Annotated in this window: 23 protein-coding genes; 1 reads left to right on the top strand and 22 read right to left on the bottom strand. The window is 25.9% G+C overall.

Annotation, left to right across the window (positions count from 1 at the left end):
- Positions 1–25 precede the first annotated feature (25 nt).
- The 20 genes from FRIFI_RS01170 to FRIFI_RS01080 all read right to left on the bottom strand — a co-directional run bounded on the left by FRIFI_RS01170 (position 26) and on the right by FRIFI_RS01080 (position 17339).
- Complete coding sequence (locus FRIFI_RS01170; protein ID WP_330405546.1) at positions 26–1708, bottom strand: amino acid ABC transporter ATP-binding/permease protein; 1683 nt, start codon at positions 1706–1708, stop codon at positions 26–28.
- Positions 1701–3470: an ABC transporter ATP-binding protein/permease gene (locus FRIFI_RS01165; RefSeq protein WP_176579598.1), complete on the bottom strand. Its 1770-nt coding sequence runs from the start codon at positions 3468–3470 to the stop codon at positions 1701–1703. The genes FRIFI_RS01170 and FRIFI_RS01165 overlap by 8 nt, the downstream gene beginning before the upstream one ends.
- Before the next feature lie 18 nt (positions 3471–3488).
- A complete protein-coding gene (locus FRIFI_RS01160; protein ID WP_092922696.1) occupies positions 3489–3803 on the bottom strand; it encodes a hypothetical protein in 315 nt (104 codons plus the stop codon).
- Positions 3804–3829: 26 nt separating this feature from the next.
- Positions 3830–4228, bottom strand: a complete 399-nt coding sequence (locus FRIFI_RS01155) for a YbaN family protein (RefSeq protein ID WP_092922693.1) — start codon at positions 4226–4228, stop codon at positions 3830–3832.
- Positions 4229–4421: 193 nt separating this feature from the next.
- Complete coding sequence (locus FRIFI_RS01150; protein WP_166504766.1) at positions 4422–5801, bottom strand: MATE family efflux transporter; 1380 nt, start codon at positions 5799–5801, stop codon at positions 4422–4424.
- Between the two features lie 80 nt (positions 5802–5881).
- The gene (locus FRIFI_RS01145; RefSeq protein ID WP_092922687.1) at positions 5882–6322 is read right to left on the bottom strand and encodes a MarR family winged helix-turn-helix transcriptional regulator; all 441 of its coding nucleotides are present in this window, start codon (positions 6320–6322) and stop codon (positions 5882–5884) included.
- A 210-nt stretch (positions 6323–6532) separates the two neighbouring features.
- Positions 6533–6964, bottom strand: a complete 432-nt coding sequence (locus tag FRIFI_RS01140; protein WP_278336166.1) for a peptide deformylase — start codon at positions 6962–6964, stop codon at positions 6533–6535.
- A gap of 272 nt (positions 6965–7236) precedes the next feature.
- The gene (locus FRIFI_RS15495) at positions 7237–7305 is read right to left on the bottom strand and encodes a hypothetical protein (protein ID WP_416389772.1); all 69 of its coding nucleotides are present in this window, start codon (positions 7303–7305) and stop codon (positions 7237–7239) included.
- Positions 7283–7441, bottom strand: a complete 159-nt coding sequence (locus FRIFI_RS15085; protein WP_242977263.1) for a hypothetical protein — start codon at positions 7439–7441, stop codon at positions 7283–7285. Before FRIFI_RS15085 ends, FRIFI_RS15495 begins: the two co-directional genes overlap by 23 nt.
- A gap of 319 nt (positions 7442–7760) precedes the next feature.
- Positions 7761–8111, bottom strand: a complete 351-nt coding sequence (locus FRIFI_RS01130; protein WP_166504763.1) for a GIY-YIG nuclease family protein — start codon at positions 8109–8111, stop codon at positions 7761–7763.
- A 247-nt stretch (positions 8112–8358) separates the two neighbouring features.
- On the bottom strand, positions 8359–10440 hold the full coding sequence (locus tag FRIFI_RS01125) for an ABC transporter permease (protein WP_166504762.1): 2082 nt from the start codon (positions 10438–10440) through the stop codon (positions 8359–8361).
- Complete coding sequence (locus tag FRIFI_RS01120; RefSeq protein ID WP_166504761.1) at positions 10430–11197, bottom strand: ABC transporter ATP-binding protein; 768 nt, start codon at positions 11195–11197, stop codon at positions 10430–10432. Before FRIFI_RS01120 ends, FRIFI_RS01125 begins: the two co-directional genes overlap by 11 nt.
- A 98-nt stretch (positions 11198–11295) precedes the next feature.
- On the bottom strand, positions 11296–12306 hold the full coding sequence (locus FRIFI_RS01115) for a sensor histidine kinase (RefSeq protein WP_092922672.1): 1011 nt from the start codon (positions 12304–12306) through the stop codon (positions 11296–11298).
- Positions 12303–12971, bottom strand: a complete 669-nt coding sequence (locus tag FRIFI_RS01110) for a response regulator transcription factor (protein WP_166504760.1) — start codon at positions 12969–12971, stop codon at positions 12303–12305. The genes FRIFI_RS01115 and FRIFI_RS01110 overlap by 4 nt, the downstream gene beginning before the upstream one ends.
- A gap of 196 nt (positions 12972–13167) precedes the next feature.
- Positions 13168–14079 carry a sensor histidine kinase gene (locus FRIFI_RS01105; RefSeq protein WP_166504759.1) on the bottom strand — a complete coding sequence of 304 codons (912 nt, stop codon included), beginning with the start codon at positions 14077–14079 and terminating at the stop codon, positions 13168–13170.
- 18 nt (positions 14080–14097) lie between these two features.
- A complete protein-coding gene (locus FRIFI_RS01100; protein ID WP_166504758.1) occupies positions 14098–14331 on the bottom strand; it encodes a hypothetical protein in 234 nt (77 codons plus the stop codon).
- Positions 14332–14363: 32 nt separating this feature from the next.
- Positions 14364–14876 carry an ABC transporter permease gene (locus FRIFI_RS01095; protein ID WP_166504757.1) on the bottom strand — a complete coding sequence of 171 codons (513 nt, stop codon included), beginning with the start codon at positions 14874–14876 and terminating at the stop codon, positions 14364–14366.
- Positions 14869–15789 (bottom strand): ATP-binding cassette domain-containing protein, encoded by a 921-nt coding sequence (locus FRIFI_RS01090; protein ID WP_166504756.1) that lies wholly within the window; start codon positions 15787–15789, stop codon positions 14869–14871. The genes FRIFI_RS01095 and FRIFI_RS01090 overlap by 8 nt, the downstream gene beginning before the upstream one ends.
- Positions 15790–15913: 124 nt before the next feature.
- The gene (locus FRIFI_RS01085; protein ID WP_166504755.1) at positions 15914–16609 is read right to left on the bottom strand and encodes a response regulator transcription factor; all 696 of its coding nucleotides are present in this window, start codon (positions 16607–16609) and stop codon (positions 15914–15916) included.
- Between the two features lie 244 nt (positions 16610–16853).
- Positions 16854–17339, bottom strand: a complete 486-nt coding sequence (locus FRIFI_RS01080; protein WP_166504754.1) for a hypothetical protein — start codon at positions 17337–17339, stop codon at positions 16854–16856.
- Positions 17340–17495: 156 nt separating this feature from the next.
- Here FRIFI_RS01080 and FRIFI_RS15205 point away from each other — a divergent pair, with 156 nt between their 5' ends.
- Positions 17496–17621 (top strand): hypothetical protein, encoded by a 126-nt coding sequence (locus FRIFI_RS15205; protein WP_271970325.1) that lies wholly within the window; start codon positions 17496–17498, stop codon positions 17619–17621.
- Between the two features lie 76 nt (positions 17622–17697).
- Here FRIFI_RS15205 and FRIFI_RS01075 read toward each other — a convergent pair whose 3' ends face one another.
- Positions 17698–18534: a metallophosphoesterase gene (locus FRIFI_RS01075; RefSeq protein WP_242871284.1), complete on the bottom strand. Its 837-nt coding sequence runs from the start codon at positions 18532–18534 to the stop codon at positions 17698–17700.
- Between the two features lie 67 nt (positions 18535–18601).
- Positions 18602–19561 (bottom strand): DUF4474 domain-containing protein, encoded by a 960-nt coding sequence (locus FRIFI_RS01070; RefSeq protein WP_166504753.1) that lies wholly within the window; start codon positions 19559–19561, stop codon positions 18602–18604.
- Between the last annotated feature and the right edge of the window lie 363 nt (positions 19562–19924).

Raw genomic sequence — 19924 nt, 5'->3', positions numbered from 1 at the left:
AAAGGGCTAAAATAGCCCTTTTATATTAGTTAAATTTAAGTGTATTATTTTTTACATAAACCTTCTTATCGCATATTGATGTGCTAGATTTTCTATGTGATACCATTATTATTGTTTTATCATCTGATTCTTCTTTTATACTTTTTAATATTTGTGCCTCATTAAGTGTATCTAAATTACTTGTAGGCTCATCAAGTATTAAAACTTGTGGATTATGTAAAAATGCCCTTGCTATACCTAATCTTTGCTTTTCACCTGATGAAAGATTAGAACCTATTTCTCCAACATTAGTTTCATATCCATTAGGTAAAGTTTCTATAAACTCATGTACTGAGGCTTTTTTACAAGCACTTATTACCTCTTCAATAGTTGCATCTTTTTTACCTATTTTTAAGTTATTTATAATAGTATCATTGAATAAGAATGTTTCTTGACTTACTAATGATTGAGATTTTCTTAATGCTTTAGTTGGAATAGTTTTTATATTCTTATTGTCTATTTCAATACTTCCATTCTCTACATCCCAGAATCTCATCATAAGTTTTAAAAGTGTACTCTTTCCGCAACCACTTTCTCCTATTATTGCAACCTTATCCCCTTTTTTAATGTTAAGATTGACATCTTTAAGTAATACTTCATCTCTATCTGCATACTTAAATTCTAAATCATTTATATTAGTATTATTCATTTCTAAATCACAATTTCCAGATACTTCTTCAACAGCAGGCACTTCATCTAATATATCGAATAATCTTTGTGCACAAGCAAATGTATGCATTAAGTTATTTGATAGGTTACTTAACGCTACAGTTGGTCCAAAAGAACTAGAAAGTAAAACTAAAGCAACTATTACTTGACCTAAATTTATAGTATCAGCTTTAAATAATTCAACACCTACGTAAAGAGTTATAAGTATTGCTATCATTATAGTTATATCAGTTAAAGCTCTTATTAAACCTTCATGACTTTTTATAACTTTCATTTTTTCATTTAATTTATCACTATTTTTATTTATTGAGTTTAGTCTATTATCGCCTTGACCAAATAATAATATTTCTTTTATACCTCTTAATGAATCAAGTAAAAAACTATTAGCTTGCCCAAATTCATTTCTATAATCAAGTCCTGCTTCACTTCCTAATTTAGAAGATAAAACTGGTATTATGTATCCTACTATTACATAAAAAACTAATCCTATAATCCCAAAGTATGGATTTATATTATATAAAAATAATGCTATTATTGATGATGTAATTATAGCTATAACTATTGGTGCTATTGTATGAGCATAAAATACTTCAAGTAATTCTATATCACTAGTTATAACTGATATTAAATTTCCTTTTTCTTTACTTTCAAGCTTAGCTGGTGCTAACTTTCTTAAAGCTTTATATACCTTGTCTCTTAGTATAGCAAGTATTTTAAATGCTATATAATGACCTGAGTATTGTTCTATATACCTTAATATACCTCTAAGTACTGCACATACTATTATTACTTTTACTGCATTTTTAAAAGTATAACCCATATCAAGACCTATAATATCTCCCATAGCAACTGCTCCAAATGTAGTTATTGCTATAGCCGCTAAAAATCCTAATACACCAAAACTTATTGTTATCATCATTACAGGTACTAGTGGCTTTAGTATTTTTATAAGTCTAAGCATTATTTTACTACCTGACAATCTTTTTCTTTCATTATTCACTTATAGCCACCTCCCTAACTATATCTTCTTTATATATATTTTCTAAGTTTTCTTGATTAGTATATAGATTCGCATATACTGAATTATTGTTCATTAATTCCTCATGATTTCCACTTTCAGCTATATACCCTTTATTTAACACATATATCTTATCCGCATTTTTTATGTTAGCTAATCTATGTGATATAACTACTACAGTTTTCTCTTTTGCTAAAGCATATATCGTTTCAAGTATTGAGTCTTCACTTTCAACGTCAATATTTGAAGTTGCTTCATCAAATATATAAACTTCCGGATTCGTAAGTATCATTCTAGCTAAAGCTAATCTTTGCTTTTGACCTCCTGATAAGAACGACCCATTTTCACCAACTGGAGTTTGTAATTTTTTATCAAGTCCCATTACAAAATCATAAAGATTTGCTGTTTTTAAAGCTATATATAGTTCTTCTTCAGTTGCATCTTCTTTACCCATTCTTAAATTTGCCTCTATCGTAGAGTTAAATATATACGAGCTATGACTTATAAAGCTTACTTTTTTTCTTAATTCATTAAATGGTATATCATTTAAGTTTACTTCATTTAATAGAATTTCACCTTTATCGACCTTATTTAATTTTAAAAGTAAATTAGTTATTGTACTTTTTCCACAACCACTTTCTCCAACTAAAGCAACCATTGATTTATTTTCTATATCTATATTTACATTATGTAAGACTTTTCTTTCTTTATCATAGCTAAAATCAACATTTTTTATTGATATAGAAATATCTTTTAATTTTGCTTTATTCTTATCTGATAACTCTTTTTCTTCTTCAACCTTAGCATCAAGTAAATCAAATATCTTATCAGCAGCAGCTAATCCATTCATAGCGACATGGAAAAATGACCCAAGTAGCCTCATCGGAATAAAGAACTCTGATGATAATAATATTATTACTACTGTAGATCCTATAGTAATATTGCCTTTAGAAAATTCATTAACAGCTATTAATATACCTATAGCAGAACCACCAAATGCTATTAAGTCCATTATTGTTATAGAATTTAATTGCATTGATAAAACCTTCATTGTTATATTTCTAAAAGTTTCTGCTTCTTTATTCATTTCATCATTTTTTTCTTTATCTAAATCAAATATCTTTAAAGTAGTAAGACCTTGAAGATTTTCTAGGAATGAATCTCCTAAATTAGTATATATCCCCCAATATTTGCTTAAAAGTTTTTTAGCAAATTTCATAACTGACGCTATTGATATTGGTATCAATGGAACACATATTAAAAGTACTATACCTGCCTTAAAGCTTATAGGTGCTATAACAGCAAATAATGTAAGCGGTGCTAATAAACTATAAAATAATTGAGGTAAGTATCTACCAAAATAAATTTCAAGTGCCTCAACTCCATCCACTGCTATTTGAACAGTTGATGATGTTGATATTGTGTCATTATAATTTACACCTAATTTTAATAATTTCTTATAAATACTTTCTCTTATTGATGCTCTTACCTTTGCTGAAGAATTATAAGAAAATATTCCTGACATATAATTGCATATAAATCTTATCAATATTAACGAACCTAAATAAGCCACATAAGCTACCATATTAAAATTCAAATCATTATTATATAATTTGTCTATTATATTTCCAACAAATAAAACTATTCCTATATTACAAATTATTGATATCCAGTTCATTAAAACTGTAAAATATACATATTTTTGAGATTCTTTGCTAAGCGAAAGTAATCTTTTATTTACCATAATATTCCCTCCTGCATATTAGTTGATTATATGATATGCAAGCGCAACTGCAAATCCTATAACCGACATTAAATGTAACCATTTATATTTTTTTCTGACCTTATTAGTCCCAGATAATATTATTAATAAACTAGCTATACCTACTGGCAATATTGTAACTTCCTTATCCTTAATATAATCTGTTATTGAATATACAATCATTGCTAGTGATCCTAAACTTCCAGTTAAAATATGTAACTTTAAAATTAGTTTATTATTTATAAATTTTAAATACTTAAAAAAATATGTTATTATAGCTAACAAAAATAACATTGATCCTAATCTATGTAACATTCATGTTTTCCTTTCTACTTTTACCTTTATTGAGAATTTACTTTTAAATCATCTTGTTTTATTGTTTTTATTTTAAACATAAAGTAATAATATTTAAAACATGCTAAAGCTATTAAAAATAACCTAATATGTAAACTATCTAATATTATAATTGGAAATGCTAACATTATATCTGCGAATAATAATATACCTATCTTTTGTTTCATAGTCATAGCTCTTTCATTTACAAAGCTTTCTAAATGTTTTTTGTAAATTTTTGTTGACTTAAGCCATCTATCAAACTTTTCAGAGCCCCTAACAAAACAATATGACGCTAATAATAAAAATGGAGTAGTCGGAAGTATTGGAAGTGCAACGCCTATCGCGCCTAACACAAATGATATTAATCCTACTGTTACATATATAAACTTTTTAATTTTACTCACTAGCTTTTCCCCCTAATTTAATTTACTATAACAATTCTATCATTATTAATAATCAATATCAATAACATTTTAAAATCAAATAAAAATAATTATTATGTACTTTTTGAAAACTTATATAAAAATTCATAATAAAAAATACCTATATCCAAAAGGATATAGGTATTCGTGTACTTCAATTATTAAAATTAAAGATTTACTGCTCTTGTACTTGATAAGTTATATCTACAGGTGTCTCTTCTTTTGACAACTTCTTTGATAAAATCATAAAGTAAATTACACATAATATAATTTGTACAAATGTAGACATTGGTGTTGCAAGACCTACTTTAAATAACGATACTGGTAATATTTTACTCATAATATATGATACTGGTATTCTTACCCCAAAAGCACCTATTATTCCTTGTATCATTACAAAAGTTGTTTTTCCACATCCATTAAAATACCCTACCATACAGAACATAATTGCAGTTAAAAGACAGTCTATTCCGTATGCTTTCATGTATTCCCAAGCTGCTAAGACTACATCTTTATCTTTAGAGAACATTCCTGCAAGTAAATTTCCATGGAAGAAGGTAATATAAAACATTACAACTCCACAACATAAAGAAGCCGAAATTGCATAAACAAGAACTTTTCTTGATCTATGGTATTTTTTAGCTCCATAGTTTTGTGCAACAAACGCAGATACTGCTTGAGAAAAAGATGATGGTATAAGCATTATAAATCCAACAAGTTTTTCTGCGACACCAATTCCTGCTGATGGAATTACTCCCATTGAATTGCCTATAATCATAATTACAAGGAAAGATAAATGTACAAGTCCATCTTGTAAAGCTATTGGAGTACCGTATTTAATTATCTTTGATGTTAAACCTTTATGAAACTTTATACTTTTTCTAGAAAATTCAAAAGGAAGTCCACGCTTTTTAATAATTATTACAGAAAGTATAACACTAATTGCCTGAGCCATTATAGTAGCAAGTGCTGCACCTGTAGCAGCCATTTTAAATATTCCAACAAATATTAAATCTCCTATAATATTTGTAACACATGCAATCCCTACTGTAATAAGTGGAGTTTTTGAATCTCCTAATCCTCTAAATACGCCTCCTATAATATTATAAGCTACTATAAAAATAGATCCTGAAGCACAAACTTTTATATACATTACAGTGCTATCGAAAGCTTCTTTTGGAGTATGCATAAAAGTTGAAATAGGTGAAGCAAATCTAACAATTAAAACAGTAATAACTATAGCTATAATAGCAAATATTGAAATACCACTTCCTACAACATTTCCAGCTTCTTTTGAATTTCCTTCTCCAAGTTTTTGTCCTATTAATATGGTAAGCCCCATAGTTAACCCTGTAATTATTACAGTTATAGTCATCATTACTTGACTACCTGTTGAAACGGCAGACACATCTGCTGCATTACCAAATTGCCCTACTATAAGTAAATCAACTGCACCGTACATGGTTTGCAAAAATAATGCAAGTAGTATAGGTATTGCAAATTTTAATAAAGGGGAGAATATCTTCCCTTCTGTAAAGTTAGATACTTTTGACATATATCATCCTCCTATTTTTATTTATGTTTTGTGCAAAACAATATTTATATAAATATAACCGTTATTGAAATTTCAAACGGTTATTCTAAACTATTTCTTATTTTTTCAAGTACACTTTGAAATACTTTTATTTCTTCTGGAGTTATATTTTCTGATAATTTATCCTCTATTGAATCAATTGCAGTTGAAATTTTTTCATAAAGCTTTATAGATTTTTGAGTTAAAATTATTTTCTTTAATCGTGCATCCTCTGTAACAGGTACTCTTTCTATTAACTCACTCTTTTCCATATTATTTAGCATCAAGCTAATAGATGAGCGCTTTAAATCAAAGGCTTTTTCTAAATCCTTTTGGAATATTTCTTTATCCTTACCTTCATTAGAAATAAAATCTATTACATAAGCTTGTGATACAGTTAAATTATCATCAATTGCACTAATTACAGAAGCATCCATCTTCCTTGAAATTATATGATGAATTTTGCTAATATCAAGTCCTAGCTTAAGCTTATTTTTATTCATAATGGAAACACCTCCATATTAAATTTTGTTTTGTACTAAACTATATTAACTATTATAGATACTTATGTCAATAAAAATCGTTTACTTTTATTATTAATAAAATAAAAAATTACCACACATATTAATGCGGTAATTTAAATACTTTAAAGGTTATATCATTATATAATTTTTATAGAAAAATCCATATTATAATGCTTACAATATTATCTATTAGATTATTATACCTTCGAAGTGATCTACCTCATGCTGAATAATCTGTGCAGTAAATCCCGTAAATATTTGTTTGTGCTTCTTGAAATTTATATCTAGATATTCAACCTCTATAGTTTCATATCTTGTTGTTTTTCTAAAACCATCTAAAGATAAACAACTTTCTTCTGCTTCATAAGGATTTTCTTTTTTTAATATAACTGGATTTACCATAGGAACTATAATATTCCCTACAGTAAATACCAATATACGTTTTTTTACTCCTATCATATTGGCTGCCATACCCACACAATGTTCTAAATTTGCTCTTAATGTATCGATTAAATCATTAATAACGTCTATATCTTCTTTTGTCGCAGGTTCTGATTTTTGTTTTAAAAATGATATATCTTTTACAATTGTTCTTATCATCTGTGTTCCAACCTTTCTAATTTCTTTACTTAATTAATATAAGTTTATATTCTATACTTTTAAATTATACTCTAATAACTTCCTAATTTATCATTTTTAATTTATTTTCACTACTAATCTATAATATCCTTTATTATCAAGTTGTTTTTATTAGTAAGAAAATCCTGTACACTAAGTACATTAATAATCTACTAAACTATAAAACTATACATACTAAGTAAATATATAAAATTTTATTAACTATAGTGTACCTACTGTACTAAATATTTTAGACTACACTATTTTTCTATATTTTAAATACAGTACACCAAAAATGATACTGTTGATTTTGATAGGTTGCTATCTTTTGCTAGTTTGGTTATTGAATAGCCTTTTCTTAACATTTGTAGTTTTATTATTTCTGTGTTTATTTTGTATTTCATTACTACCTCCTATTTCGTTTTGTTTTGTTCTATGAGGTAACGATATCATTTGAAGTTTGATGATTTCAAAGAACATATGTGTATAAAATATGTTGTAGAAAAAAGGCATCCTTATTTTATTAAAAATTGTCTTTGATAATTATTTCTAGGTTATTATTTTTTATATTGTTAGTTTTCTTATTTTCATTTATAAAATAATATGATTAAATAAAAAACACATTGATAAAATTATCAATGTGTTTTCGTAAATTTCAATATTTGAGGAGATTAACAGTGATCATCCTAACTCTTCTAGTGTTTCTACAATTACCTTAAAATCTTTCACCTAATAATTCACCTTGCTTATTAAATTCATCCGCTAAAGTAATTTTTTATAACTGATTAAAATTCTATTTCTATATTTCTTCCACATTTTCTTCTGTAAATCTATCTTTACACATTTCTCTTAATATTTTTAAATCTTCACTATAATCTACCTTACTTTCATCTTTATCATAAGGTAATACTTCTACTGTTGTTATCTCAAAGTTCTCTTCTTTATTTTCATTCCAATCTTTTTGCAACTTTTTACATCTATGATTATTAGAATTTAATTTAAATCTATCACCATTTATAGTTGCTTTTATATTTTTATCACAACCTAAATAAACTATGTTTGTTTTTATAGACTTAAACATATATACACCCATTTCTGGCTTCATTTCTTTGTATTGTTGTAATAATTCTTTTCTTCTTAATCTATCCATAATTAATCTCCTATCTATTATTAGTTCTATATTAAAAATCTTTTATAAATCTCTTTACATATATGTGTTGTCATTATACTTATTAATTTAAATTATTTCACACTACTAAACAATAAACGCTCCGTAGAGTTAAACTCTTTGGAGCATTTATTGTTTAGCAAAAAATTCTAATATACTTATTTAGTGAATTTAAAAAGAATATAACTATCATAGATAATATATTTTAAATTTTCTTATTATCCCTTTCTTAATTTCTTATATTTCTCTTAAATGTATAATATGTTCCAATAAAGTAGCTTATATAAATCATTACCATAATAAATATACCTGTACTCATATTTAATACAAACATGCTATCTCCAATATAAGCACTAATATAGGATTCATATATTAAATAAAAATTATATATAAATACTACAAATCCTATCATGCCTATTATTACAGGAATAGTAAAATATACACTTATTTGCTTTAATACTATTTTATTAATTTCATTTTCTTCTATCCCCAGTTTTCGTAAAACATTAAATCTATCTTTATGTTCTATTGAATCTGTAAGCTGTTGAAGAGCAAGCACTGTCAAACTTATCATAAGTAAAACTGTACCTAAATATAATCCTAAGATTCTCATTCCTAGAGTAAAATTTATAATTTCACTAGTTTCTGCTGATTTAATTCTTCCGTGTATAAAATAATAAGATCTATCATATTTTTTCATTAATTCTGGATTATTTTCTTCAAACCACTTCGGTATATACTCTAATTCAAATTTAGTAGCTTCTTCATAACTTAGCTCATTATTAGATGTAATAAATAAATCTACCCCTGCACTTACAAGATCTTTACATATATCATCAGGTAATATAATAATATTTGTAGTAGGATAATTATATATACCTTCTCCTAAAGTTTCTTTATAATATGCATCTTTACTAACTTTTAAACTTTTTCCTTCTACATTTATAACTTTATTTTCTTCTATATACTTGTCAATTTCTTGCTGATCAGTAGTATTATCCCATTGAGTTGTATATTCATCATTTTTTAAACTTATTGTATCATAACCTTTCATACTTCTTAGTTTATTAAAATCACTTAAACTTATAGCTAAGGCAGGCTTTTCTCTATTATCTCTTATGTAAAAATCTTCTTTATTTATACAGTACTTTTCTAATTCTTCATACTCATTAATATCTAAACCAGCATTTTTTAGATAATCTATAACCTCTGAATAATTAAACTTTGGCATATCTTCTATTTTATTTATACTGTACTCTTTCTCAGGTCTATATGAATATTCACTCCTTAACTCTATATCAAAAGGAATTCTATAATCTAAGTATCCTAAAGACCACTGGGACATTAATAATGTAAGTATAAAGCTTATTGAAGCACCTAAGAATGTTAATGATATAGTAGCCATAAGTATTGGAGTTGTTCTTATTTTAGATACTATTGTTCCTAATAAAAAAAGATTTGTGCCTTCATAGCTAAATTTTTTGTGTTTTTCTTTTATTCTTATAAGAATATATGATATTGAGTAAAATAAAGCATAGGTTGCTATTATAAATGAAACTATTGAAATAACTTCTGCAAACATCATTTGATTTGCACTAATTAAATGATTAGTGCTATTTATTCCTTTTTTAATATTTATAATAAATTTAATTGAATATATAAATATACCATATAATATTAAAGATATTAAAAATACTATTGAATAAACTTTTTTACTTTTTTTAAACTTAAATTCACTTATTTTACTATTATTCATCATATCTATAAGCTTTAACTTATTTAAAACTCTAATATTATAAATACCTACTACTAAAAACATTCCTATAAAGAATATAAATGTTATAAAAACTGTGTCTAAGTAAAGTTTAAATGAAAATACTATTTCTTGTTTAGCACTTATATATACCATAGCTGTAACAACTTGTGAGAAAAGTGTTCCAATAAATATCCCACATGCTATGGATAATATTCCAACTATCAACATTTCTACAAAAAACATAAGTGCTATACTCTTTTGCTCTGCTCCTAATAATATATAAGTAGCAAATTCTTTTTGTCTTCTTTTAATCATATATTTACTTACATATGCAACAAGTATTGCTAATAATGCTGTAATTATATAAGTTGAGTATTTTAACATCTTTTTTAGAGATTCAAAGTTGAAAGTATCCTCAGTTATAAGTTCATAACTAGAACTTGATAAAGATGTGAAAGCATAAAACAAACTTACACACATTGTTATAGTTATAAAATATATTAAGTAATCTTTAATAGATTTTTTTGCATTATTTATGGCTAATTTAACGTACATCCCTTACATCACCGCCTAACAATGCAACTACATCTAATACTTGATTAAAAAATTGTTTTCGTGTATTATTTCCCTTTACTAATTCTGTAAATATCTTTCCGTCTTTAATAAACAAAATTCTATCACAGTAACTTGCCGTAAACGAATCATGTGTTACCATTAATATTGTTGCATTAAAATCCTTGTTTAGACTTGATATCATCTCTATTAGAATTTGAGCCGACCTAGAATCTAGAGCTCCTGTTGGTTCATCTGCAAGTATTAGCTTTGGATTTGTTATCAATGCTCTTGCACAAGCTGTCCTTTGTTTTTGACCACCTGATACTTCATAAGGATACTTATTTAGTATTTCTATTATTCCCAATTCTTTTGCTACAGATTTTACTTTATCGTCTATTTCATTTTTATTAGTTTTATTTATTGTAAGTGCTAAAGCTATATTTTCATATATTGTTAAAGTATCTAATAAATTAAAATCTTGAAATATAAATCCTAGATTTTCTCTTCTAAATCTAGCTATATTCTTTTTATTTATTTCAGTTAAGTCCTGATTATTTAAGTAGATATGACCAGAACTTACTTCATCAATAGTTGCTATTAGGTTTAATAAAGTCGTTTTTCCTGAACCAGAAGGTCCCATAACCCCTACAAACTCACCTTCCCTCACATTAAAGCTTATATCATCAATTGTCTTAAATATATTTCCCTTATTTCCATAGTATTTTTCTATACTATCAATTTTTAATATTTCACCCATATTTATCACCTCAAGGTTATTTTATATGATTTATCCTTGTTTTGATTTGATTTAACCTTTCATTAATGTTACGTTATTGTAACGTTAAGAGGTAATTATTAAAATTTAGAAAAATTTCCTTTTGGAAAAATAATTCTAACTTTTGTACATTTGTCTTCTTTTGATTCTATTTTTATTAATAACCCCAACTTATCACATAAATTTTTACACAAATATAATCCTATCCCTGTTGATTTATAATTTAGGCGACCTTTATTACCTGTAAACCCTTTATCAAATACTCTATCTATTTCATAACTAGGTATTCCTATACCATTATCATAAATAATTAATTCAACTGCATTTTTTATTTCATTAGTATATATCTTTATGGTAGGATTGTTATCTCTCCTATACTTTATTGCATTTACTATAATTTGATTTACTATAAACTCTAACCATTTACTATCGCTATATACGCTTTTATTAATATCATCTATCTCAATATTTATATTATTAAGTATAAGCACTTGCTTATTTTTAGTGATAACTCTATTAATGCACTCATCTAAAGATATTTCTTTTACTAAATAATCCTTTTCTACATCTTCACTTCTAGCATAAAATAATGCTTGTTCTACATATGTATCTATTTCCTCTAACTGCTGAAGTACTAGTCTTGACGTAGATGTTTTATTGTTTTCTTCTATTAATTTAATAGCTGAAATAGGTGTCTTAACTTCATGTACCCACTTTTCTATATATTCTTTATAATCTTTTCTTTGTTTTTTTATTGTGTTTATTTCGTCTCTCATAGATTTACTCGCCTTTTTTAAAGCATAGTAATATGGCATTGCCTCTATATACTTAGGTTCTTTTATTATTTCACTTAGTAAATATTTTTTATCTGTGTTTTCAATGTATTTATTTATTTCATCAAAATGTTTTCTTATAGCCTTATATTCATACAAAAGATATATTAATAATACTATAATCCATGTTATTGCCACTATTTTTATAACTTTAAAAGGGTTTCCTACACTAAATAAAAATATTGATAATGTTATCAAAGATATAATGTTTAAGCTAATTATACCTATCCTTTTGTTTAAATAATCTTTTATATTCATACCATATAACCTTGTCCTCTTTTAGTTATTATATAGTCTTTTACCCCTAACTCCTCTACCTTACTTCTTATTCTCGTAATGTTAACTGTAAGAGTATTATCATTTACAAATAATGCACTATCCCATAAATACTCTAATATATCTACTCTTGAAACTATCTTACCTTTGTTTATAAGTAAGTAATGTAATATTTTAAATTCATTTTTTGTAAGCTCTACTGATTTATCATTTTTTTCTATTGTGCTTTTTAATATATTTAATGTTATTCCATTATGTTCTATATTATCTATTGTTTTTTCGTTAGGATATGCTCTTTTTAGTAATGATGCTATTCTTGCTAGAAGTATTTGTGTATTATAAGGCTTTGTTATAAAATCATCGGCTCCTAATGTTATTCCCATAAGTTCATCTATATTTGTATTTCTACTAGTTACAAATATTATAGGAACTTTTGAAAAACTTCTTATTTCTGTACAGATTTTAAAGCCATCTTCATCTGGTAAATTTATATCTAGTAGTATTAAATCTGGATTGTATTCTTTCACTTGCTTTGTAATACTATTAAAATCATTTACCTTTATTGTTTTATATCTGTTTAAATCTAATAAATTATGAATTTCATTTCTTATTAGTTCGTTATCCTCTATTATCATTATAGTAAACATACTTTTTCTCCATATATTATCATATTATATTTGCCTATGTTTAATTATATATTATATTAGACTAGCTTAACTACTTTATAAAATAAAAAACACATTGATAATATTCTCAATGTGTTTTTTGGATTTCAATGGTGGAGATGATTCTCAAAAATCATACCCACGATAAAATTATTTAAGTAATTAGTTTTTCATATATTTAATATATCTCTGATAAAAACTTTATTCTAAATATAATCCATTCTTTATCCATATCAACATCAATTTCACCATTCATAGATTCAACTAAAAGCTTGGTTATTGTAAGACCTAAACCAGAACTATCACTACTTCTTGATTTATCCTTCATATAAAATCTATTAAACAGTAAGTTTAACTCATCTTTATTAATATCTTGGACATCATTTTTAAACTCAATAATAACTTCTCTACCTTTATTGTTTATTGACATACAAAAATGACTCTTACTATACTTAATAGAATTTTGAATTAAATTATTAAAAACTCTTTTAATAGCACTTTCATCTAACCTTACTAATACTGGATTTTCATCTAACTTTAAATCCACTTCAATATTTTTCTTTTCAAAATCATTATAAAATACCAGTATATGCTCTCTTAGCTCCTTATTAATATCTATAATTTCCATATTTAAATTATAATCATTATTTTCAAACCTACTTAAATCATAAAAATCCTGAATTAAATGTTGAAGAACCTTAGCTCTTTTTTCTACAATACAAGGGTAATCTTTCTTTTCTTTAGATGTAATAGTTTCATCATTTATTAACTCTAAATATCCCCTAATAGAAGTTAAAGGTGTTCTTAAATCATGAGAAACATTTTCGATTTCTTTTCTAATTTCTTCTTCTCTTTTTATGTACTTTAATTTATTTACTTGTGTATCTTCTAAATACTGATTTATTTCAGATAATAATTTCTCAAAATTCTTATCTGGATGATTTAACTTAAGTTTACGATTTGTATCTATATTTTCAGAAATATATTTAAAGTCCTTAACTGATTTTTTAATATTTCTAGAAAGCAAGAAAAAGCGTGCAGAAAAATACACACTTGGTATTAATAAAATTGCTAAAATCCATTCCATCATCCACACGCCTCTTTTTATCTATCTTATTTCTTTTTTCTTAAACATAATTAATCCTAATGTATAAAATAATACAACTCCTATAAATCCTACTATAAAACATCTTACAAAACCATCAGTAGTATTCCATGCCATGATTATTCGATTGGTATTACTGTCAAATGTAGCATTTCCAACTATATTCCAAGGTAACCATATTGCTATTTTACCTAGTATATCTATTTTACGTCCAACCATTGATATTAATAGTGGCACAAATACTATAAAAATTGACCAAAATGTCACAGCTATACTCTCATTATCAAATATGAAGTAAAAACATGAGCAGCAGTCATACTAACTAATAGCAGTGGAAAGCATGCTACTATTGCATGTATAAAATCTTTTAAATATACTATACCGCTATCCTCTAGCATTACGTATGCAGCTATAACATATGCACTACTAATTAATATTAAATTTATTGTACAAATTACTACTTCTACTAAAAATTTGCCTAAATATATTTCACTCCTTGAAATTCCAAAGGCAATAGAATTTTTAAGTGTAGAGTTCTTAAATTCCTGACCAAAAATTAATGAAACTAAATAAATAGATATAAGTATTAATAATCCCATATAAGTATAAAAACTACTAAGAGAATATTTTGTATTTCCATACAAAAAATTCACTTGGCTTTGTGCAAATAAACCTAAGGCTACATTTATAAATATTACAAATGCTATACTTCCAAATAAAAATATATAATTTCCTTTAGTATTTATATTTCTGTAAAATTCACTTTTTATATAATTAAGCATTGTAAGATCCCCCAATCAAAGACATATAATAATTTTCAAGATTTATAGTTTTTTCTTCTATGCAATTTAATCCAATTCCATTTTTAACTATAAGTTCACTTATCTTTTGAGGGTCTCTATTTCTATCAAATAACTGAATTATATCATTAGGTAAAACCTTATAATCACTATAACCTAGCTTTTCTTCTAATAGTGCAGCTAACTTATTAGCATTAGTAACTTTAATTTCTAAATAGCTTTTACATTTTTCATTAAGTTCAGTTGAAGATATTTCTTTGACTAATTTTCCTTTGTTTAAAAATCCATAGCAAGTTGCAATATTTGATAGCTCTAAAAGTATATGACTTGATATAACTATAGTAATATTTTTTTCCTTATTTAATTTTAATAGTAGATTTCTAATTTCAATAATTCCTGATGGGTCTAAGCCATTAATTGGTTCATCAAGTATTAATAACTCTGGTTCTGTCATAATAGCAAGAGCTAACCCTAGTCGTTGCTTCATACCAAGAGATAATTGATTAAATTTTTTCTTTTTAGCATGACTCAGATTAACATCTTCAAGAGCTTTAATAACTTTGTCTTTTCCTGGTATACCTCTTTGAATACGATAATACTCCATATTTTTTTCAACAGTAAGATTAGGATAAAAACTTGGCAATTCAATAATAACACCTGTATGTTTTCTAATTTCATTTAATTCTTTCTCATCTGAAACTGAGAAAAGTTCAAAACTACCACTACTAGCATGTGACTGCCCAGATAATATTCTAAGTAAAGTAGTCTTACCTGCTCCATTATCACCTACTAAACCATATATATCACCTTGTTTTACATTAATATTTACATCTAACAATGCATCATAATTTCCATATTTCTTAGATAAATTATACGTTTTTATAACTTCCTTCATATATTTCTCCCTCTTTATTTAAGCAGTATTAAGTACCATTTATTAACTAACTTACAATAACTATGATATAAAAATTTTTTTAATAAATATTCAAGAAAGTTTAAAGAAAGCATAAAGATTTTTATTAATTATTATTTAATTTAAATCCTATTCCCCACACTGTTTTTATGTAATCTTCATCTTGTGATACTGATTTAATTTTTTTTCTAATATTGCTAATATGAACATTTACAGAGTTATATTCCCCATAGTATCCATTTTTCCATACTTGTTCATACAATGATTCCCTTGAATATACCTTATCAGGATTTTTAATTAAAATGCTTAAAATATCAAACTCATGACCAGTTAAATGTATCTCTTCTCCTTTGACCTTTACTTTTCTTGTTTCTTCTTCTAAAGTAAGATTTTTAAATTTGTATATTTCATTTGATTGTGTACTTATTTCATACTTTCTATATCTTCTTAACTGTGAGTTTATTCGAGCTATTATTTCTTCTGATTCAAAAGGTTTAGTTATATAATCATCTGCTCCTATATTCAAAACATTTACTTTATCTTTTAAAGACGTTTTTGCTGAAATTACTATTATTGGTATTTCTTTTTCATCTCTAATTTTACTGATTATCTCTTCTCCGCTCATACCTGGTAACATTAAATCTAGTAGCATCAATTTAAATTCTGATATAGATAGTTGTAACAGCGCTTCACTCCCTGAAAATGCCTGCGTTACTTTATAGTTCTGTTTTTCTAGTGTTTTTGTTATTAGGTTATTTATATCTACATCATCTTCTACTACTAAAATGTTCTCTTTGTACATATATACATTCTCCCTAACTTGTATTTTATTTTATAATATCATACTTTATATTTGCATACTAAAAAAAGATATTAGCTAAGTAGCTAATATCTTTTCTTTGATTTCAATATTGTAGACGATTCGCAAAATCAAACCCACAATCAACTTATACTATTATTTCTATTTTATTACTTAAGTCACCTATACTCTCTATGAGCACAACATAACTCATTAAATTATCATTTCCCCTATTATTAGATTTAATCTAAAATGCACATTCTATAAGATTAATATTTCTATATTCTACAGCCATTGGTACAAATCTAATTCTACTACCTTCACAAGATATCCTAAATCCTTGAATACTTCTTCTATCAGCTCTATCTACTAGCATAAAGAAATTAGAAGGAGTAAAGCCTCTTCTCATTACTATTCTAACTACTGCCATTCTCCTACAATTATTTATAGTAAATTGACCACCACCAGGTGATATAAAAGGAGTAGGAGATTGCCCACCACCAGGTAATGTAAAATTTGGATCGTTACCTGTTTGTGCATAGACATTATCATCGTCATATTCATCATAATCCTCGTAATCTTCAAGAGACATAGGAGGTTCAAATAAGTTAGCAACTTCTGCGTATTCATTTTTTATATCCGCATCAGGATATGCATTTTGTAACTCTCTAAGATATACAGCCATAAACTTGTAATAATTTTCCCAATAATCTTGCCAATAATTTCTGTCCATTGTTGATTCCCCTTTTTCTGATATAAATATTGTTCTCTATATTATATGTAAATACTAGACAATGGTTCTTATTTATGTAAGATAATTTACCTTAAAAATTCCATATATACTATTTGCTTATAATATGATAATAAAAAATAAATAGATTAAAAAAATATGTATAAAAAACCTATATTTGGATATCTATATAGATTATACTGTCCATTCATTAAAGAATTACCTAAAGCATTAACTAAAATATTAATACCTTTTATATTTGATTTTGCCATTCTTATATCATAATACTTTTCCTTTTTAATGTAATACTAATGCTAAAAAAGCTGACTCCTTATCAATACAGGAATCAGCTTTTAAATACTTAAAAACTTTCTACTTTTAAATTTCTTACAAAGTAATCTTCTAATTTTACTGGTCCTTTTAAAACTTTTTTTCCTACATACATACTACTATCTTCTCCTGTCATAACACTCCATTTCACCAAGCTAATACAACCACATTCAATCTCTATAGCTGTAATAGCTGTTGGATGTATGCAACTTCCTGAATTAAAGTACATAGCTTCATCTAAGTTAGCAAAGCTAGGTCTATGAGTATGACCTGCAATTAACATTATGTTATTCTCTTTTGACCATGCCATCAGTTGTCGTTCTATTCTATTTTTCTTTTTATAATTTTTAGCTGCTCTTGTAGGGTCATTAAATCCCCATATCTCTAGTGGTCTCCAGATATAACGAACTAAAAACCTACCTAGCTTCCATAGTCTATCATTAATCAAATCTCCTTGATGACCATGTACAAGAAAGGTTCTATATTGATTATTGTCTTCATTTTCTAGAATTATTCCTTCATATGCTCTTATATAATTGAATAATGAAAAAATATCTTTTCTTATTCCACAATAATATCCTTTATAATGACACTCTAAAAATTCTGTATAACTTTTTTGCATATCATGATTACCATAAATCATATACATTCTGTTTGACTCATAAAATTTAGATAGTAATTCAAATGTACTACTGTGTACTTCCATAATTTGTTCCATAGATCTGTTTTCCCAAAGTTCATCTCCATCACCTAATTCAATGTAAGTAAATCCTTTTTTATAGTAGTCATTAAGTGCCGCGAAAAATATATATTGGTTTTTTATAAAATTATCTCCTAAATTTCCGCTACCCCTATGACAATCACTCATTATGACAAATTTTGAAGAATAATCATAAGGAATAACTTTAGAATTTTCATAGATTTTGGATAAGCGTTTATAAATGCTCATTACTTCTCATCTCATTTCCACTTATATAAGATGAAATCACTTTATAAGATTTTTTTAATTTTTTCATTCTATTTTTACCTGCAATCAATCTAAGCAAATTAGGATAGTATAATCGTAAAAAATCAATTTTATCTATTGTACGTTCAAAATCTTTAGTAATTAAATTGTATATCTTACAGTAAGTTTTATTCATAAATTGGATAAAAGGTATTATTAATTTATAACGATTATATGGTTGATCAGATTTAGGTTTATCAAAATTAAAATAAATTATATTCTTAGTTATTTTAATTTCATCTTCTTTATAACCTGCTCTTTTTAATCCACCAAGAAATGCATCTTTCATAATTGAATTTGGAAAAATTATTCTAATTTTCATTGATAAGTTATTAGGATTAGAAAATACACCTACATCAAAACCTGTTAGCCACCAATGATAATCTTGTCTTTGAAATAATTCTTCTTCATTTATTTTAAGCTTAAAATCCATATTTAATAGTTCTTCATCTGATACGGCTTCGAAAAAAGGACCTGAAAAAATACCTGGTATATTAATATCATCCATTTCACTTACATATATACCAATTTCACCACCAGTAGTCATTCCATACTGACCTTTCCAAAGTTCAATAAGCCATCTTCTATTATCATATTCAAAATAAATAGGCTCGCTATCAATAATCATATTTAAGGTAGGTGCTGCTTCATCATAAAACCTACAATATCCTACTTCTCTTTGCCAAGGATACATATTTGAACATATAATATCATTAGTTTTATCATATACAAAACCATATAACTCTAGTGCATTATTAATATCTTTAATTTTTTCTTCATCACTTCTTTGTAACACATTATTAATAACTTGTTTTCTTTGTATTATCCATCTATATAAGAGTAAGGCAAGTATAATTATAATAATAACTATAGTCCATTTTAACTCCATATACTCAACCTCCATAAACAATATGTTTCATATTATTATATTTCTATATATCATTTTTTGTTACATTTTTAAATTTTTTGATAATAAACAATCCATAATCCAAACAAAATAGATAAAAATATAAATATGTAATATGTATTATCCCAAGATATGAAGAAATGAGAAAAACAGATAGATTCCATCTAAAAAATAATTGTATTTGTCGCAGCCTTTATACAAAAAAATGTCCTATTAAAGTGATAGAAATGCCCAATATGAAGTCCACTTGGGTAAAAGATAAATGTATTCTATGTGTAGGATTCCTTCACCTATGCTAAAAATCTTCAATTCAATATAGCAAAATACTAAAAAATATAGATAGTT

Source organism: Romboutsia hominis (genome assembly GCF_900002575.1).
Classification (GTDB): Bacteria; Bacillota; Clostridia; order Peptostreptococcales; family Peptostreptococcaceae; genus Romboutsia_C; species Romboutsia_C hominis.
Note: the sequence above shows the minus strand (reverse complement) of the source record. Positions and strands in the feature narration are given on the sequence as shown.

Coding starts and splice junctions, on each gene's coding strand:
- FRIFI_RS01165 (WP_176579598.1), bottom strand. CDS start 3,470: ATGGTAAATAAAAGATTACTTTCGCTTAGCAAAGAATCTCAAAAATAT.
- FRIFI_RS01160 (WP_092922696.1), bottom strand. CDS start 3,803: ATGTTACATAGATTAGGATCAATGTTATTTTTGTTAGCTATAATAACA.
- FRIFI_RS01150 (WP_166504766.1), bottom strand. CDS start 5,801: ATGTCAAAAGTATCTAACTTTACAGAAGGGAAGATATTCTCCCCTTTA.
- FRIFI_RS01145 (WP_092922687.1), bottom strand. CDS start 6,322: ATGAATAAAAATAAGCTTAAGCTAGGACTTGATATTAGCAAAATTCAT.
- FRIFI_RS15085 (WP_242977263.1), bottom strand. CDS start 7,441: ATGTTCTTTGAAATCATCAAACTTCAAATGATATCGTTACCTCATAGA.
- FRIFI_RS01130 (WP_166504763.1), bottom strand. CDS start 8,111: ATGGATAGATTAAGAAGAAAAGAATTATTACAACAATACAAAGAAATG.
- FRIFI_RS01125 (WP_166504762.1), bottom strand. CDS start 10,440: ATGTACGTTAAATTAGCCATAAATAATGCAAAAAAATCTATTAAAGAT.
- FRIFI_RS01120 (WP_166504761.1), bottom strand. CDS start 11,197: ATGGGTGAAATATTAAAAATTGATAGTATAGAAAAATACTATGGAAAT.
- FRIFI_RS01115 (WP_092922672.1), bottom strand. CDS start 12,306: ATGAATATAAAAGATTATTTAAACAAAAGGATAGGTATAATTAGCTTA.
- FRIFI_RS01110 (WP_166504760.1), bottom strand. CDS start 12,971: ATGTTTACTATAATGATAATAGAGGATAACGAACTAATAAGAAATGAA.
- FRIFI_RS01105 (WP_166504759.1), bottom strand. CDS start 14,079: ATGATGGAATGGATTTTAGCAATTTTATTAATACCAAGTGTGTATTTT.
- FRIFI_RS01095 (WP_166504757.1), bottom strand. CDS start 14,876: ATGCTTAATTATATAAAAAGTGAATTTTACAGAAATATAAATACTAAA.
- FRIFI_RS01090 (WP_166504756.1), bottom strand. CDS start 15,789: ATGAAGGAAGTTATAAAAACGTATAATTTATCTAAGAAATATGGAAAT.
- FRIFI_RS01085 (WP_166504755.1), bottom strand. CDS start 16,609: ATGTACAAAGAGAACATTTTAGTAGTAGAAGATGATGTAGATATAAAT.
- FRIFI_RS01080 (WP_166504754.1), bottom strand. CDS start 17,339: ATGGACAGAAATTATTGGCAAGATTATTGGGAAAATTATTACAAGTTT.
- FRIFI_RS15205 (WP_271970325.1), top strand. CDS start 17,496: ATGTATAAAAAACCTATATTTGGATATCTATATAGATTATACTGTCCA.
- FRIFI_RS01075 (WP_242871284.1), bottom strand. CDS start 18,534: ATGAGTGATTGTCATAGGGGTAGCGGAAATTTAGGAGATAATTTTATA.
- FRIFI_RS01070 (WP_166504753.1), bottom strand. CDS start 19,561: ATGGAGTTAAAATGGACTATAGTTATTATTATAATTATACTTGCCTTA.